Origin of the sequence: Sphingomonas sp. ATCC 31555, from assembly GCF_000282895.1 — a bacterium.
Classification (GTDB): Bacteria; Pseudomonadota; Alphaproteobacteria; order Sphingomonadales; family Sphingomonadaceae; genus Sphingomonas.
The window spans coordinates 22370-36744 of sequence record NZ_ALBQ01000020.1 but is presented as its reverse complement, the minus strand read 5'-3'; the positions used below and the strand labels follow the sequence as shown (position 1 = coordinate 36744).

The following is a 14375-nucleotide window of genomic DNA, read 5'->3' as shown; positions in this document are numbered from 1 at the left end:
CGAGCCGTTCCGGCTCGGCGCTCCTTGCATTGGATCGGGGAACGATCCGGTCGAGGAGGATGGCGACTCCCCTCAGGGAAGTCGCGAATCTCGTGGAAGCGGCGCCTTTACGTCAGCTGCGCTTCCCTGTCCACCTTTTTAGGGGCGAACGCCAAAAGCCCCCGCGAAGCGCGGGGGCCGGTGCCGGCTCAGGCCAGCTTGATCTCGACGTCGACGCCAGCGGCCAGGTCGAGCTTCATCAGCGCGTCCACGGTCTGCGGGGTCGGCTGAACGATGTCGAGCATGCGCTTGTAGGTGCGGGTCTCGAACTGCTCGCGCGACTTCTTATCGATGTGCGGACCCCGGTTGACGGTGAACTTGTCGATGTGAGTCGGGAGCGGGATGGGGCCACGGATAAGGGCGCCGGTGCGGCGAGCGGTGTCGGCAATGTCGCCGGCAGCCTGATCGAGCACGCGGTGATCGAACGCCTTGAGGCGAATGCGGATATTCTGCGTTTCCATGGTCCTACCGATGCGAAAGAGCGGGGCTGCGCACCCAATGCCACCCCGGCGAAGCCCCGGCCCCTGCCCTGCCGCCTGGAAAGCGGATCGAACTGGCGCCGGTTGAACCGGGACGACGGCTGAATGGCCGCCTCTTGCTGTTGAACTCTAAAACCGAAGGGGCGGCCTTTAACGGCGCTCCTATAAAAAGGCAACCGCCCGACACCCCTTTTTTCGGGTGCCGGGCGGCTGCTTCTTTCACCTGCCGGCATGCGCCGGCGAAGTGCTTACTTGTCGATCTGCGCGACCACGCCGGCGCCGACGGTACGGCCGCCCTCGCGGATCGTGAAGCGCTGGCCGACGTCCATGGCGATCGGCGCGATGAGCTTGATGCCCAGCGAGACGTTGTCGCCCGGCATCACCATCTCGGTGCCCTCGGGCAGCTCGACGGTGCCGGTCACGTCGGTCGTGCGGAAGTAGAACTGCGGACGATAGTTCGCGAAGAACGGCGTGTGACGGCCGCCCTCGTCCTTCGACAGGACGTACACTTCCGACTTGAACTCGGTGTGCGGCTTGATCGAGCCCGGCTTCGCCAGAACCTGACCACGCTCCACCTCGTCACGAGCGACGCCACGCAGCAGCGCACCGACGTTGTCGCCGGCCTGGCCCTGGTCGAGCAGCTTGCGGAACATTTCCACGCCGGTCACGACGGTCTTGCGGGTGTCGTGGATGCCGACGATCTCGACTTCCTCACCAACCTTGATGATGCCGGTTTCGACACGGCCGGTCACCACGGTGCCGCGACCCGAGATCGAGAACACGTCTTCGATCGGCATCATGAACGGCTTGTCGAGCGGACGATCCGGCTCGGGGATCGATTCGTCGACGGCGGCCATGAGCGCCAGGATGGCTTCCTTGCCGAGCTTGTCGTCGGTGCCGTTGAGCGCGGCGGTAGCCGAACCACGGATGATCGGAATGTTGTCGCCGTCGAACTCACGCTTGGAGAGCTCTTCGCGGATTTCCATTTCGACCAGCTCGAGGATTTCCTCGTCGTCGACCAGGTCGACCTTGTTGAGGAACACGACCATCGTCGGCACGCCGACCTGACGGGCGAGCAGGATGTGCTCCTTGGTCTGCGGCATCGGACCGTCGGTCGCTGCCACCACCAGGATCGCGCCGTCCATCTGGGCCGCGCCGGTGATCATGTTCTTCACATAGTCGGCGTGACCCGGGCAGTCGACGTGCGCATAGTGGCGGCTGTTGGTTTCATACTCGACGTGCGCGGTCGAGATGGTGATGCCGCGCTCGCGCTCTTCCGGTGCCTTGTCGATGTTCGCGAAATCGACCGCGGCGTTGCCCGCAACGTTCTCCGCGAGGATCTTGGTGATCGCAGCCGTCAGCGACGTCTTGCCATGGTCGACGTGACCGATGGTGCCGATGTTGAGGTGCGGTTTGCTCCGATCGAACTTTGCCTTCGCCATTGTCTTCCTACCTTCTGATTCAATTTCCCGTGCCGCCAGGGGACTCGCGAGAACGCGGCCCCATAGCGGCTGTTTTCCGATTACGCCAGCTTTGCCTTCACTTCGTCGGCGACGTTGGCGGGCACTTCGTCATAGTGCGAGAACTGCATCGTGTACTGCGCGCGGCCCTGGGTGAACGAGCGGAGCGCGTTCACATAGCCGAACATGTTCGCCAGCGGCACCATGGCAGTGACGGCCTGCGCGTTACCGCGGGTGTCCGTACCCTGGATCTGGCCACGACGGCTGTTCATGTCGCCGATGACGTCGCCCAGATAGTCTTCCGGGGTGACGACTTCGACCTTCATGATCGGCTCGAGCAGCTTGATGCCGGACTTCTGGGCAGCTTCGCGCATCGCCGCACGTGCGGTGATTTCGAAGGCCAGCGCCGACGAGTCGACGTCGTGGTACGCACCGTCATACAGCAGCACTTCGAAGTCGATGATCGGGAAGCCGACCAGCGAGCCCGTAGCTGCCGTCTCGCGGAAGCCCTTTTCGATCGCGGGGATATATTCCTTCGGAATGTTACCGCCCTTGATCTCATCCTTGAAGATGATGCCCGAACCACGCTCGCCCGGCGTCAGCTTGACCTTGACGCGACCGAACTGGCCGGTGCCGCCCGACTGCTTCTTGTGCGTGTAGTCGATGTCGACCGGCTTCGCGAGATATTCGCGATACGCCACCTGCGGCGCGCCGACATTCGCCTCGACCTTGAACTCGCGCTTCATGCGGTCGACCAGGATCTCGAGATGGAGCTCGCCCATGCCCTTGATGATGGTCTGGCCGCTCTCCGAGTCGGAGGAGACGCGGAACGACGGGTCCTCGCGGGCAAGACGATTGAGCGCGACGCCCATCTTTTCCTGGTCCGCCTTGGTCTTCGGCTCCACCGAAAGCTCGATCACGGGCTCGGGGAATTCCATCCGCTCGAGGATGATCGGGGCGTTCTGCGCGCAGAGCGTGTCACCGGTCGTGGTATCCTTGAGGCCGGCGAGCGCGACGATGTCACCCGCATAGGCTTCCTGGATGTCCTCACGGCTGTTCGCATGCATCAGCAGCATGCGGCCGACCTTTTCCTTCTTGTCCTTCACCGAGTTCATCACGGTGGTGGCCGCTTCGAGCTTGCCCGAATAGATGCGCGCGAAGGTCAGGGTGCCGACGAACGGGTCGTTCATGATCTTGAACGCCAGCGCCGCGAACGGCTCGGTGTCCGAGGACGGACGCTCGTCCGGCGTCTCGCCGTCGAGCTTGACGCCCTTGATCGCCGGAACGTCGAGCGGGCTCGGCAGATAGTCGATCACGGCGTCGAGCAGGGGCTGCACGCCCTTGTTCTTGAACGCCGAGCCGCAGATCACCGGCACGAACGCCATCTCCAGCGTGCCCTTGCGGATCAGACGCTTGAGGTCGGCGACGCTCGGCTCGTTGCCTTCGAGATAGGCTTCCATCAGCTCGTCATCGAGCTCGACGGCCATCTCGATCAGGTCGCTGCGATACTTCGCAGCCTTCTCGGCGAGATCCGCCGGGATTTCCTGATATTCGAACTTCGCACCCAGGCTCTCTTCGAGCCAGATGATCGCGCGGTTCTCGACCAGGTCGACGAGACCCTTGAAGCCGCCCTCGATGCCGATCGGGAGATACAGCACTGCCGGACGCGCGCCGAGGCGGTCGACGATCGAGTTCACGCAGAAATAGAAGTCGGCGCCGGTGCGATCGAGCTTGTTGATGAAGCACATGCGCGGCACGCCGTACTTGTCGGCCTGGCGCCACACGGTTTCCGACTGCGGCTCAACGCCGGCAACGCCGTCGAAGCACGCAACCGCACCGTCGAGCACGCGCAGCGAACGCTCGACTTCGATGGTGAAGTCGACGTGGCCGGGGGTGTCGATGATGTTGATGCGGTGCTCTTCGCCCTTGCCGTCGGCAGCGCGCCAGAAGCACGTGGTCGCAGCAGACGTGATCGTGATCCCGCGCTCCTGCTCCTGCTCCATCCAGTCCATCGTGGCGGTGCCTTCATGCACTTCGCCGATCTTGTAGGACTTGCCGGTGTAATAAAGGATGCGCTCGGTCGTGGTCGTCTTACCGGCGTCGATATGGGCCATGATGCCGATGTTGCGGTAACGCTCGAGCGGATGGCTGCGGGCCATGATCGTGGTTTCCTTGAAAATTTGGGGAGCCGGACCGTCCAGCTCCCCAATATGTAGGTAAGAAATTTACCAGCGGTAGTGGCTGAAGGCGCGGTTCGCTTCCGCCATGCGGTGCGTGTCCTCGCGCTTCTTCACCGCGTTGCCGCGGTTGTTCGCCGCATCCATCAGCTCGCCCGAAAGACGGGCGGCCATGGTGTGCTCGCTGCGGTTGCGAGCCGATGCGATCAGCCAGCGGATCGCCAGCGCCTGGGCGCGCTCGGGGCGCACTTCGACGGGGACCTGGTAGGTCGCACCGCCGACGCGGCGGCTGCGGACTTCGATGCCGGGCTTGATGTTGTTCAGCGCGTCATGGAACACGCCGAGCGGCTCGCGCTTGGCGCGGGTCTCGACGGTTTCGAGCGCACCGTACACGATCGCTTCGGCGACGGACTTCTTGCCGTCCAGCATCACCGAATTCATGAACTTCGAAAGAACCACATCCCCGAACTTCGGGTCGGGCAGGATTTCCCGCTTCTCGGGACGACGACGACGTGCCATCTCAACTTTTCCTTATGATCTTCAGCCGTTCCGAAACCTGTTCGGGGCTTACTATGGCCTGATTACTTCGGACGCTTCGCGCCGTACTTCGAACGGCTCTGCTTGCGATCCTTGACGCCCTGCGTATCGAGCACGCCGCGAAGGACGTGGTAGCGGACGCCGGGAAGATCGCGCACACGGCCGCCGCGGATGAGCACCACCGAGTGCTCCTGCAGGTTGTGGCCTTCACCCGGGATGTAGCTGATGACTTCGCGGCTGTTGGTCAGACGGACCTTGGCCACCTTGCGAAGCGCCGAGTTCGGCTTCTTCGGGGTCGTCGTGTACACGCGGGTGCAAACGCCGCGCTTCTGCGGGTTCTGTTCCATCGCAGGGACCTTGCTCTTGGCCTTCTGCGGTTCGCGGCCCTTGCGGACCAGCTGGTTAATCGTCGGCATGAAGCCCTTCACCTTTCAGATGGTTACTTTGCTGGAGCCCTGTTGGACAGAATACGAAAAAGCCCCGGCGGCCTCAGCCCCCCGGGCGATTGCGTCTCCAGCAACGTTCAGCTCTTTGCGCCACAAGGGGAATCGCCCCACGCGGAACCGGGCGGCCTATATCGATGCGCGCCCTCGCGGTCAACCGCTGCGCCCGCGCGGGCTCGCAGCTTCCCGGGGCTGCCACCGCAACGCGGCTGTGCTAGCCCGCGGACCAGGGATTCGGCAACCACCGCATGGGGAGCAGACATGTTCAACGGCAACCGCAATCGCGACGAGCGTCCCGCCTCGGGCAGCGCCCAGGCGCAGGGGCATGCCCGGCGCGGCCAGTTCTCGGTACTGGGCGCGGATATCGTCGTCGCCGGCAACATCGCCGCGACGTCCGATCTGCATGTCGACGGCCGGATCGAGGGCGATGTGCGCTGCGGCAGCCTGGTTCAGGGCGCCGAAAGTCAGATTTTCGGGCGGGTGGAAGCCGAAGACGCGCGGCTGGCCGGGCTGGTCGAAGGATCGGTCTGCGTGCGCCAGCTCACCATCGAACGAACCGCCCGAATCACCGGCGATGTCGAATACGAAACGCTGACGGTGGAACAGGGCGGCCATATCGACGGCCGGCTGAAGCATATGGGCGGCGCCAATGCGGCCGCCGCGGCGCCGGCCCCGGTGCTGCTTCAGGCAGTGGGCGGGGAGACGGGCTGAACCCGCCTTCCCCGCCGGCACTCACATGCCGCGGATGCGGTCGTGATGCTTGGAGATCATGTCTTCGGCATCGCTGGCGAACTCGCGCAGCGCCGGCACGTCGCCGCTGGCGGCATAGGCGCGCACGGCAGCAAGCGCCTTTTCATGTGCGGCCACCTGCTGTGCCTTGTATTCGGTGTCGAACGCCGTGCCCGTCGCCGTCTGCAACGCCTGCAGATTGGCCTGCTGCTCGGCGGTCATCGCCGCAGCAGGGGTGATGGCCGGGCTGGCGGTGCCGGCCGCGGTCTTCAGCTTGCCCGTCGACTTGGTGTGTTCCTCCACCATGTCCTTGCCGAAATCCTTCAGGTCGTCGCTGGTCGCCTTGGTCTGCGCCAGCCGGCCGGCGGCGATCTCATAGGCGTCGCTGGCGGCGACCGTGTTGGCGAAATCCTGCCCGGTCATCGGGGCGGCCGCCATCGCGTTGTCCCCCATCCCGTTCATCGCGCCCATATTGTCGCCCATGCCCTCGTCGGCGGGCAAGTTGGTGACCACGGCGCCATTGTCCATCGCCGTATTCTCGGTGTTGCCGCCACAGGCGCCCAGCGCGAGCACGGGTGCAAGACCCAGGATCAGCAGGTGCTTCTTCATCATTGGATACTCCTCGTTCCTGGCACGACTGAACGCGCCTTGCACCGTGCTGTTCCGAAACCTCGAATCCATCTACCTGATTTCAATTGCGAAACTATGCCAGGTTAAGAGCTCTCAAGGCATTGCCGGCCGCCGGGGCTTGCCCGCCGCCGCGCCTTGGCGCTAAAGCCGCCGCCGCAATGGGTGTCCTCCCACGGGAGGATGAAAAGGGAACTCGGTCCATAGTCCGAGGCTGCCCCCGCAACTGTAGCCGGCGAGCCGGCGTGCCACTCTCTGCCACTGGAGCCGCCGGCTTCGGGAAGGCGGCACGCCAGCGACGACCCGGAAGCCAGGAGACCTGCCCGTTGCCGTCGATTCCTTCACGCGGGCGGGGTGCACCGGGTGATCGGGGCTGAAATCCCCGCGCGAGCGACACCAAACCATGCCGGGCCCGGTTGGCCCGCGTTTTCGGGTGTCTGTACCAGATGCGATTCCTGCGACTTTCCCTTGCTGCCACCGCCGCGCTCGCACCGATGGCTGCCCATGCTCAGCGCGAGGACGAAAAGATCATCGTCGTCGCCAGCGGCGTCGCCCAGCCGGCGGACGAAGTCGGCCGTTCCGTGACGGTGATCGACCGCACCGAGATCGAGCAGCGCCAGACCGTCGCGCTCTCCGATCTGCTCGCCACCACCGCCGGCATCACCGCCGTGCGCAACGGCGGTCTCGGCACTGCGACCGCGCTCTCGATCCGCGGCGCGCAGAGCGACCAGACACTGGTGCTGATCGACGGCGTGCGCGTGAACGATCCTTCTTCCACCGGCGGTGCGTTCAACTTCGCCAGCCTGCTCTCCGGCTCGATCGAACGGGTCGAGGTGTTGCGCGGGCCCAATTCGGTGATCTGGGGCAGCCAGGCGATCGGCGGCGTGGTCAACGTCACCACGCTGCAGGGCAGCCAGGGCCTGAAGGTCCGCGGCAATGCCGAGGGTGGATCGTTCGGCACGTTCAACGGCAACGCCGCGATTGCCGGCGGCAACGATCGGATCACCGCGGGGCTCTCCGCCGGGTATCTCACCACCGACGGCATCTCGGCGGCGGCCAGCGGCACGGAAGCGGACGGCTATCGCCAGTTCGGCGCCACCGGCAACGTCACGGTGAACCTCGCCCAAGGCCTGGCGATCGATCTGCGCGGCTATTATGCCGACGGCAAGGTCGATCTCGACGGCTATGCGCCGCCCAGCTTCGCGTTCGGCGACACGGGCGAATATGCCAAGACCCAGGAAGTCTATGGCTATGCCGGCCTGCGCCACGAAGCCTTTGGCGGCGCGCTGCGCAGCCGGATCGGCTTCACCTTCTCCGATATCGATCGCGACGGCCACAATGCCGATGACAGCATCGCCTATCGCTATCGCGGCCGCGCCGAACGCTATCTCTATCAGGGCGATGCGCGGATCGCGCAGCAGCTCCGCATCGTGTTCGGCGCCGAGCATGAGCAGAGCCGGATCCGCTATGACGAAGGCTTTGGCAGCACCGGCCGCTATTCGGCCGGCATCACCAGCGTCTATGGTCAGGCGATCGTCACGCCGATCGCGCCGGTGACGGTGACGGCGGGCGTCCGCAACGACGATCACAGCCGCTTCGGCAATCACTGGACCTGGAACGCCGATCTCGCGGTGCGCGCCACTGCCGATACGCTGCTCCACGCCAGCTATGGCGAAGGCTTCAAGGCGCCGACGCTCTACCAGCTCTACAGCGCCTATGGCTTTGCGGACCTGCAACCCGAAACCGCGCAGAGCTACGAGGCGGGCGTGCGCCAGATGCTCGCGGGCGGCAAGCTCGCGCTGGGCGCCACCTGGTTCCACCGCGACGCGGACAACCAGATTGACTATAACTTCGCCACGTCCAGCTACTTCAATCTCAACAAGACGCGTGCAGAGGGCATCGAGCTCGAAGCCGTGCTCCGACCGGTCGAGGCGATGACGGTGCGCGCCAACTTCACCCATGTCTATGCCGAGAACCGCAGCGCGGGCAGCCTCGGCCGCGACCTGCCTCGGCGCCCGCGCGACAGCGGCAGCGTCTCTGCCGATTATCGCCTGCCCTTCGGCCTCTCGGTCGGCGGCACGGTGACGATGGTGGGCGACAGCTTCAACGATGCCGGCAACGCCACCCGCATCGACGGCTTCGCGCTGGCCGGCGTGCGGGCGGAAATGCCGCTCAACCGCCTGCTGTCGGTCTATGGCCGCGTCGATAACATCGGCGACGCACGCTATCAGCAGATCGCCGGCTACAGCAGCTATGGCCGTGCGGCGTACGGCGGCATCCGGGTGCGGTTCCAGTGATCCGCGGCGCCGCGCTGCTCGCCTGCCTGATGGCCGCGGGCTGCGCGGCGCCGCCGTCCACCGGCGGCGGCGGCATCGTTTCGATGAATCCCTGCGCCGATGCAGCCCTGATGGAGCTGGTGCCACCCGCGCGCATCGCCGCGATCAGCCATTATTCGCAAGCGGCGGAATCCACCTCCATTCCGCTCGACCTCGCCCGCCGCTTTCGCGGCACCAGCGGCACGGCGGAGGAAGTGATCGGGATGAAGCCCGATCTGGTGATCGCCAGCAGCTTCACCCCGCCTTCCACGCGCGAAGCCTTCGCCCGCGCCGGGCTGAGGACGCTCTACCTCGACATCCCGTCGTCGATCGAGGCGAGCAAGGCCCAGGTGACCGAACTCGCCGCCGCCGTGGGTGCATCGGCCAAGGGCGCTGCAATGAACGCCCGGATCGATGCCGCCGTCGCCGCCACCCGCTGGCACGGTGCCGGCGCTCCCGCGCTGCTGTGGATCGGCGGCAACCTCGTCAACGGCAGCCAGACGCTGCTCGACGACATGATGGTCCGCACGGGCTTCACCAACCAGGCGGCGCGTTACGGGCTGGTCCATACCGGCCAGCTGCCGATGGAGCGGGTGATCGCGGATCCGCCGCGCGTGATGCTCGCACCCGATGGCGCCGGGCACGACAGCGACTCGCGCGCCGCAGCGCTGCGCAAGCGCGTCATTGCCGAAACCGGCCTGTCCGTGCTTCAAGCGCGCTTCCCGCGCCATCTGGTCAATTGCGGCGGCCCCGTTATTCCCGCCGCGATGACTCGCCTCGCCGCCATCCGCCGGAGTGTTCCTTGAACCGAGTCGTTCTCCATGCCGGCCTGGCCCTGCTTGTCGCCCTGCTGTTCGCCGGCTCGCTGATGGCGGGCAAGTTCTGGGTGCCGCCGGCCGCCTGGTTCAGCTCCGATCCGCGCTGGTGGATCATCGCCGAGCTGCGCCTGCCCCGCGCGATCCTGGGCCTTGCCATCGGCGCGGCGCTGGGCCTGTCCGGCGCGGTGCTGCAGGGGTTCCTGCGCAACCCGCTTGCCGATCCCGCCGTGGTCGGCGTCTCTTCCAGCGCCGCGCTGGGAGCGGTCGGCGCAATCGTGCTGCTGGGCAGCACCGCGCCGCTGATGCTGTTCGGCTGCGCGATGGCGGCCGCCTGCGGATCGATGCTGCTGCTCGCCGGCCTCGCCTGGCGCGCGGAAAGCGCGGTGGCCTTCATCCTCGCGGGCACTGTGCTGGCCAGCCTTGGCGCCGCGCTTACCAGCTTCCTGATCTCGATCGCGCCCAACCCCTATGCCACCGCCGAGATTCTCGACTGGATCATGGGCGCGCTCACCGACCGCAGCTACGCCGAAGTGCAGCTTGCTCTGCCCTTCATCCTGGTCGGCTGCGCGCTGCTGCTGTTCACCGGCCGCGCGCTCGATGCGCTGACTCTGGGTGAGGCGGCGGCGCGATCGATGGGGTTGCGGCTGGAGCGTACGCAGCTGCTCGTCGTGCTCGGCACCGGCCTGGCCGTCGGGGCCAGCGTGGCGGTGACCGGCGTCGTCGGCTTTGTCGGCCTGATCGTGCCGCACCTGCTCCGCCCGGTCACCGGTGCCCGCCCTTCCGCGCTGCTCCTGCCCAGCGCGCTCGGCGGTGCCGCCCTGGTACTTGCGGCGGACAGCCTGGTCCGCCTCGCCCCCGGCCCCGGCGAGATCCGCCTGGGGGTGGCGATGGCGCTGCTCGGCACCCCGTTCTTCTTCGCGCTGCTCCTCAAGCTCCGGCGGTCGACATGGAATTGAGCGTCTCCGATCTCGCCGTCAGCCTCGGCAAGCGCCGGGTGCTGCAGGGGCTGGACGCGGTGCTGCGACCGGGCAAGGTCACCGCGATCCTCGGCCCGAACGGTTCGGGCAAATCCACGCTGGTGCGCACGCTTGCCGGGCTGCTCGATCCCGATGCCGGCCAGGTCAAGCTCGGCGGCAAGCTGCTCGGCCGGCTCGACCCGCGCGAACGCGCCCGCCGCATCGGCTATCTGCCGCAGGAAGCGACGGTGCACTGGGATGTTCGCGTGGCCGATCTCGTCGCGCTCGGCCGCCTGCCGCATCGCGCGCCGTTCGCCGGGCTGTCGACCGAAGATCGCGCCGCCATCGATGCTGCGATCGACGCCACCGCCATCGCTCCCCTCGCCGATCGACTCGTCACGCAGCTTTCGGGCGGCGAGCGCGCCCGCGTGCTGTTGGCGCGCGTGCTGGCGGGGCAGCCGCAGTGGCTGCTCGCCGACGAGCCGCTCGCCAGCCTCGACCCCGTCCACCAGCTCGATCTGCTCGATCGCCTGCGCGCGCTTGCGGCCGGCGGCATGGGGGTGGTGATCGTGCTGCACGATCTTGTCCAGGCGGCCCGCGCCGCCGATGATGTGCTGCTGCTGCGCGAGGGCAGAACCATCGCCTTCGGCCCGGCCGAGACCGCCCTCGCCCACCAGCCGCTGCGCGATGCCTTCGGCGTCGAGGTGATGGTGATCGGCGACGACCAGGGCCGGCTGCTGCCGGTGCCGATCGGCCGCACCAGAAGCGTTTAGCCCCCCAGCGCCTCGACCAGCGTCTGAACCTTCTTCTGTCGCCATTGCGGCAGCGGGGCGACCAGCCAATAGCCGAGTCGCGACGCCTTGGGCTCGCCGACCACGCCCACGCGGCCCGCCTCCATATCGGCGCGGGCGAGCAGCTCGGGCACGGTCGCCCGGCCCAGCCCCTGCGCCGCCGCGTCGATCGCGAGCCCCGCATCTGCGACGCGCACCAGCGATCCGGCATCCTCGGCCATGCAGCCGGGCCAGGAGATCCGCACGTCGATGCCGCCGCCACCGGGCCGCTCGACGGTGATCATGCCGTCGCTTTCCAGCGCCTCGCCTTCATGCTCCCCCGGGCCCTCGCCCCAGCGGATCGCCAGGTCGAGATTGGCTTCGGTGAAATCGAGCGCATCGTCGGCGGGCACCAGCACGAAGCGCAGGTCGGGATCGGCGCGGGCAATGTCGGACAGACGCGGCATCAGCCACTTGGCGGTCAGGTCGCGCGGCGCGGCGATGGTCAGCGACTTGGAGGATTGCCCCGCCTGCATCGCGCGCACCGCTTCCTCGAACTGCAGGAATCCGTTGCGCAGCGCCGCCAGCCCGCTCTGCGCCTCGGGCGTCAGTTCCAGGCCCTTGGTGGTGCGGCGGAACAGCACCACGCCCAGCGTATCCTCCAGCGCGCGGATCTGCTGGCCGACGGCAGCCGGGGTCACCGCCAGCTCGTCCGCCGCGCGGGTGAAGGAGAGATGGCGCGCGGCAGCATCGAGCACGCGCATGCCATTGAGAGGAAGATGGGTCCGCTTCACTGCTCGCCCGCCACGGCCGGCGCGATCAGCGAAAAGCGGGGGATCGCAACGTCGAACGCCGATCCGTCCTCGCCGATCATGTGATAGCTCCCCTGCATCGATCCGTTCGGGGTCGAAAGCGGGCAGCCGGAGACATAGTCGAAGCTCGCGCCGGGCGCGATCACCGGTTGCTCGCCCACCACGCCTTCGCCTTCCACCGTGTGGCGCAGGCCGCGCCCATCGGTGATGATCCAGTGCCGGGTGAGCAGTTGCACTGCCATTGGGCCTTCGTTCTCGATGCGGATATGATAGGCCCAGAACCAGCGGCCGCGATCTGGCTCCGACTGCTCGGGCAGGTACGACACCGAAACGCGAACGACCACGCCGCGCGTCGTCGCCTCGTCGGTGAACAGCGCCTTCACAAGCCGGCACCCGTCAGCGCCTGGTCCAGATCGGCGATCAGGTCGTCCGCATCTTCCAGGCCGACGTTGATGCGAATCATTCCCTCGGTGACTCCCATCTCCAGCCGCTTCTCCTCGGCCAGGCCCGAATGGGTGGTCGAGGACGGGTGCGTCATCAGCGAGCGCGAATCGCCGATGTTGTTGGAGATGTCGATCAGCGCCAGCCCGTCGAGCAGCGCATGCGCCTGCTTGCGGCCGCCATCGACTTCGAAGCTGAAGATCGGTCCGGCGGCGGCCATCTGGCGCATGAACAGTTTGTGCTGCGGATGGCTGGGCAGCGCGGGGAAGTTCACCCGCGGTACCCGCTTCTCCAGGAAGCTGCCCACCTTCACCGCATTCTCGCTCTGGCGGCGGATGCGCAGGTCCAGCGTCTCCAGTCCCTTCAGCACCACCCAGGCGTTGAACGCGCTCAGCGTCGGGCCGGTATTGCGGGTGAAGGGGAGCAGCGTGTTCGTGATGAAATCCTCGGATCCGCACACCGCGCCCGCCAGCACGCGGCCTTGCCCGTCCATCATCTTGGTAGCGGAATAGGCGACCACGTCCGCGCCGAAGTCCATAGGCCGCTGGAGCGCGGGCGTGGCGAAGGCATTATCGACCACCGTCACGATACCGTGCTTCCGCGCGATGGCGCAGACCGCTTCCAGGTCCACTACGTCCATCGTCGGGTTGGCCGGCGTTTCAAAGAAGAAGATCCTGGTGTTCGGCCGGATCGCATCCTCGAACTGCTGCGGATCGCGCGCATCGATCGTGGTGGTCTCCACGCCGAAGCGCGGCAACAGCGTGTCGGTCAGCCAGCGGCACGATCCGAAGGCGGCGCGGCCCTGTACGATATGATCGCCCTGGCGCACCTGGCAAAGGAGTGCAGCCGTCATCGCCGCCATGCCGGTCGCCATGGTGCGACATGCCTCCGCGCCTTCCAACAGGGCGATGCGCTGCTCCAGCATCTCCACCGTCGGGTTCTGCAGGCGCGAATAGGTCATGCCGGCCTGTTCGCCGGCAAAGCGCGCGGCGGCGTCGCCTGCGCAATCATAGGCATAGCCCGAGGTGAGGAACAGCGCCTCGCTGGTCTCGCCGAATTCCGAGCGCGCCGTGCCGCCGCGCACCGCCTGAGTCGCGGGCTTCCAGGTTCGGGTGATGCTCGGGTCTTGTCCGGTACGACGCTTCATGGGTTTGCTTTGCGGCGCTTGGGGGCGCGGCGTCAACCTTTTGGCGCGATGGCGCGCGAAGCGACGGCGAAAGCGCTCGCCTTCTGGCGAAGAACAAGGAGCGGGCCACCAGCCCGGAACCCCACCCGCAGCAACAAGCGCCTCGTGCGGCCGAACGATCCGGCGAAAGGGGACGGGCGTTCGCCCGGCGAGCAGACGTCGGCATGGCCGGGCACTGTGGGGCTGATGAGTTCGCGAACTAGATTCATGCTGGCCTTACGGGCGGTGCGTTCCTTCCCGCCTGCATCGACGTCGGCTATGCAAATCAGGCGAGCAACCACATCGCGAGATTCCACACAGGCGGTTCTCGCCCACTTGCGGACATTGAAGGTCCCTGAGACACTGTGCGTATGCGAGCTATTGGCCTCACAGTTATAGCCATGTCGCTTTTGGGTTGTGACAAAAGCAACGGGCCACCAAGCAGCTTGCCCTCCGAGCAAGTAGCGTATGTAGATGCCTTTCCATCGGATAACACCTCCAAGTTCCTCGATGGCGACTTGATAGAAGTTCCTAAATCCGGTGAATTTTTTTGGAACACGCAGCCGATAAGTGCTAGCACGCTGGTGAAATACCTGGCTGAGAAGGC

The 14375-nt window shown here is 66.4% G+C and carries 14 protein-coding genes and 1 riboswitch; of the genes, 5 read left to right on the top strand and 9 right to left on the bottom strand.

The window, feature by feature from the left end:
* Positions 1-188: 188 nt before the first annotated feature.
* From rpsJ to rpsL, 5 genes are all read right to left on the bottom strand, one after another.
* Positions 189-500: a 30S ribosomal protein S10 gene (rpsJ, locus tag B215_RS0110850; RefSeq protein WP_010545719.1), complete on the bottom strand. Its 312-nt coding sequence runs from the start codon at positions 498-500 to the stop codon at positions 189-191.
* Between the two features lie 266 nt (positions 501-766).
* The gene (gene tuf, locus B215_RS0110845; protein WP_019369672.1) at positions 767-1960 is read right to left on the bottom strand and encodes an elongation factor Tu; all 1194 of its coding nucleotides are present in this window, start codon (positions 1958-1960) and stop codon (positions 767-769) included.
* 80 nt (positions 1961-2040) lie between these two features.
* Complete coding sequence (fusA, locus tag B215_RS0110840) at positions 2041-4137, bottom strand: elongation factor G (protein WP_019369671.1); 2097 nt, start codon at positions 4135-4137, stop codon at positions 2041-2043.
* 66 nt (positions 4138-4203) lie between these two features.
* Complete coding sequence (rpsG, locus tag B215_RS0110835) at positions 4204-4674, bottom strand: 30S ribosomal protein S7 (protein WP_019369670.1); 471 nt, start codon at positions 4672-4674, stop codon at positions 4204-4206.
* 62 nt (positions 4675-4736) lie between these two features.
* Positions 4737-5108 (bottom strand): 30S ribosomal protein S12, encoded by a 372-nt coding sequence (gene rpsL, locus B215_RS0110830; RefSeq protein ID WP_010545715.1) that lies wholly within the window; start codon positions 5106-5108, stop codon positions 4737-4739.
* A 288-nt stretch (positions 5109-5396) separates the two neighbouring features.
* Here rpsL and B215_RS0110825 point away from each other — a divergent pair, with 288 nt between their 5' ends.
* The gene (locus tag B215_RS0110825; protein ID WP_019369668.1) at positions 5397-5846 is read left to right on the top strand and encodes a bactofilin family protein; all 450 of its coding nucleotides are present in this window, start codon (positions 5397-5399) and stop codon (positions 5844-5846) included.
* 21 nt (positions 5847-5867) lie between these two features.
* Here B215_RS0110825 and B215_RS0110820 read toward each other — a convergent pair whose 3' ends face one another.
* Complete coding sequence (locus tag B215_RS0110820) at positions 5868-6476, bottom strand: DUF4142 domain-containing protein (RefSeq protein ID WP_019369667.1); 609 nt, start codon at positions 6474-6476, stop codon at positions 5868-5870.
* A gap of 161 nt (positions 6477-6637) precedes the next feature.
* Positions 6638-6832, top strand: a riboswitch (cobalamin riboswitch).
* 153 nt (positions 6833-6985) lie between these two features.
* Between B215_RS0110820 and B215_RS0110815 the strand changes: the two genes are divergently transcribed.
* Genes B215_RS0110815 through B215_RS0110800 form a run of 4 tightly spaced genes read left to right on the top strand, consistent with a single transcriptional unit; the run spans position 6986 to position 11353 of the window.
* Entirely contained in the window at positions 6986-8788 is a 1803-nt protein-coding gene (locus B215_RS0110815; protein WP_236704518.1) for a TonB-dependent receptor plug domain-containing protein, read from the top strand.
* The gene (locus B215_RS0110810) at positions 8785-9612 is read left to right on the top strand and encodes an ABC transporter substrate-binding protein (protein WP_019369665.1); all 828 of its coding nucleotides are present in this window, start codon (positions 8785-8787) and stop codon (positions 9610-9612) included. The genes B215_RS0110815 and B215_RS0110810 overlap by 4 nt, the downstream gene beginning before the upstream one ends.
* Complete coding sequence (locus B215_RS0110805) at positions 9609-10580, top strand: FecCD family ABC transporter permease (protein WP_019369664.1); 972 nt, start codon at positions 9609-9611, stop codon at positions 10578-10580. Before B215_RS0110810 ends, B215_RS0110805 begins: the two co-directional genes overlap by 4 nt.
* Positions 10571-11353: an ABC transporter ATP-binding protein gene (locus B215_RS0110800; protein WP_019369663.1), complete on the top strand. Its 783-nt coding sequence runs from the start codon at positions 10571-10573 to the stop codon at positions 11351-11353. Before B215_RS0110805 ends, B215_RS0110800 begins: the two co-directional genes overlap by 10 nt.
* Here the strand turns inward: B215_RS0110800 and B215_RS0110795 are convergent.
* Genes B215_RS0110795 through B215_RS0110785 form a run of 3 tightly spaced genes read right to left on the bottom strand, consistent with a single transcriptional unit; the run spans position 11350 to position 13750 of the window.
* Positions 11350-12144: a LysR family transcriptional regulator gene (locus tag B215_RS0110795; protein WP_026009163.1), complete on the bottom strand. Its 795-nt coding sequence runs from the start codon at positions 12142-12144 to the stop codon at positions 11350-11352. The two genes, B215_RS0110800 and B215_RS0110795, sit on opposite strands and share 4 nt — an antisense overlap.
* Positions 12141-12545: a Co2+/Mg2+ efflux protein ApaG gene (apaG, locus tag B215_RS0110790; RefSeq protein WP_019369661.1), complete on the bottom strand. Its 405-nt coding sequence runs from the start codon at positions 12543-12545 to the stop codon at positions 12141-12143. Before apaG ends, B215_RS0110795 begins: the two co-directional genes overlap by 4 nt.
* On the bottom strand, positions 12542-13750 hold the full coding sequence (locus tag B215_RS0110785) for a trans-sulfuration enzyme family protein (protein WP_019369660.1): 1209 nt from the start codon (positions 13748-13750) through the stop codon (positions 12542-12544). Before B215_RS0110785 ends, apaG begins: the two co-directional genes overlap by 4 nt.
* Positions 13751-14375 lie beyond the last annotated feature (625 nt).

Bases quoted from the DNA above. Each gene is read 5' to 3' on its own strand.
- rpsJ (WP_010545719.1), bottom strand. From the start codon at position 500: ATGGAAACGCAGAATATCCGCATTCGCCTCAAGGCGTTCGATCACCGC.
- tuf (WP_019369672.1), bottom strand. From the start codon at position 1,960: ATGGCGAAGGCAAAGTTCGATCGGAGCAAACCGCACCTCAACATCGGC.
- fusA (WP_019369671.1), bottom strand. From the start codon at position 4,137: ATGGCCCGCAGCCATCCGCTCGAGCGTTACCGCAACATCGGCATCATG.
- rpsG (WP_019369670.1), bottom strand. From the start codon at position 4,674: ATGGCACGTCGTCGTCGTCCCGAGAAGCGGGAAATCCTGCCCGACCCG.
- rpsL (WP_010545715.1), bottom strand. From the start codon at position 5,108: ATGCCGACGATTAACCAGCTGGTCCGCAAGGGCCGCGAACCGCAGAAG.
- B215_RS0110825 (WP_019369668.1), top strand. From the start codon at position 5,397: ATGTTCAACGGCAACCGCAATCGCGACGAGCGTCCCGCCTCGGGCAGC.
- B215_RS0110820 (WP_019369667.1), bottom strand. From the start codon at position 6,476: ATGATGAAGAAGCACCTGCTGATCCTGGGTCTTGCACCCGTGCTCGCG.
- B215_RS0110815 (WP_236704518.1), top strand. From the start codon at position 6,986: ATGGCTGCCCATGCTCAGCGCGAGGACGAAAAGATCATCGTCGTCGCC.
- B215_RS0110800 (WP_019369663.1), top strand. From the start codon at position 10,571: ATGGAATTGAGCGTCTCCGATCTCGCCGTCAGCCTCGGCAAGCGCCGG.
- B215_RS0110785 (WP_019369660.1), bottom strand. From the start codon at position 13,750: ATGAAGCGTCGTACCGGACAAGACCCGAGCATCACCCGAACCTGGAAG.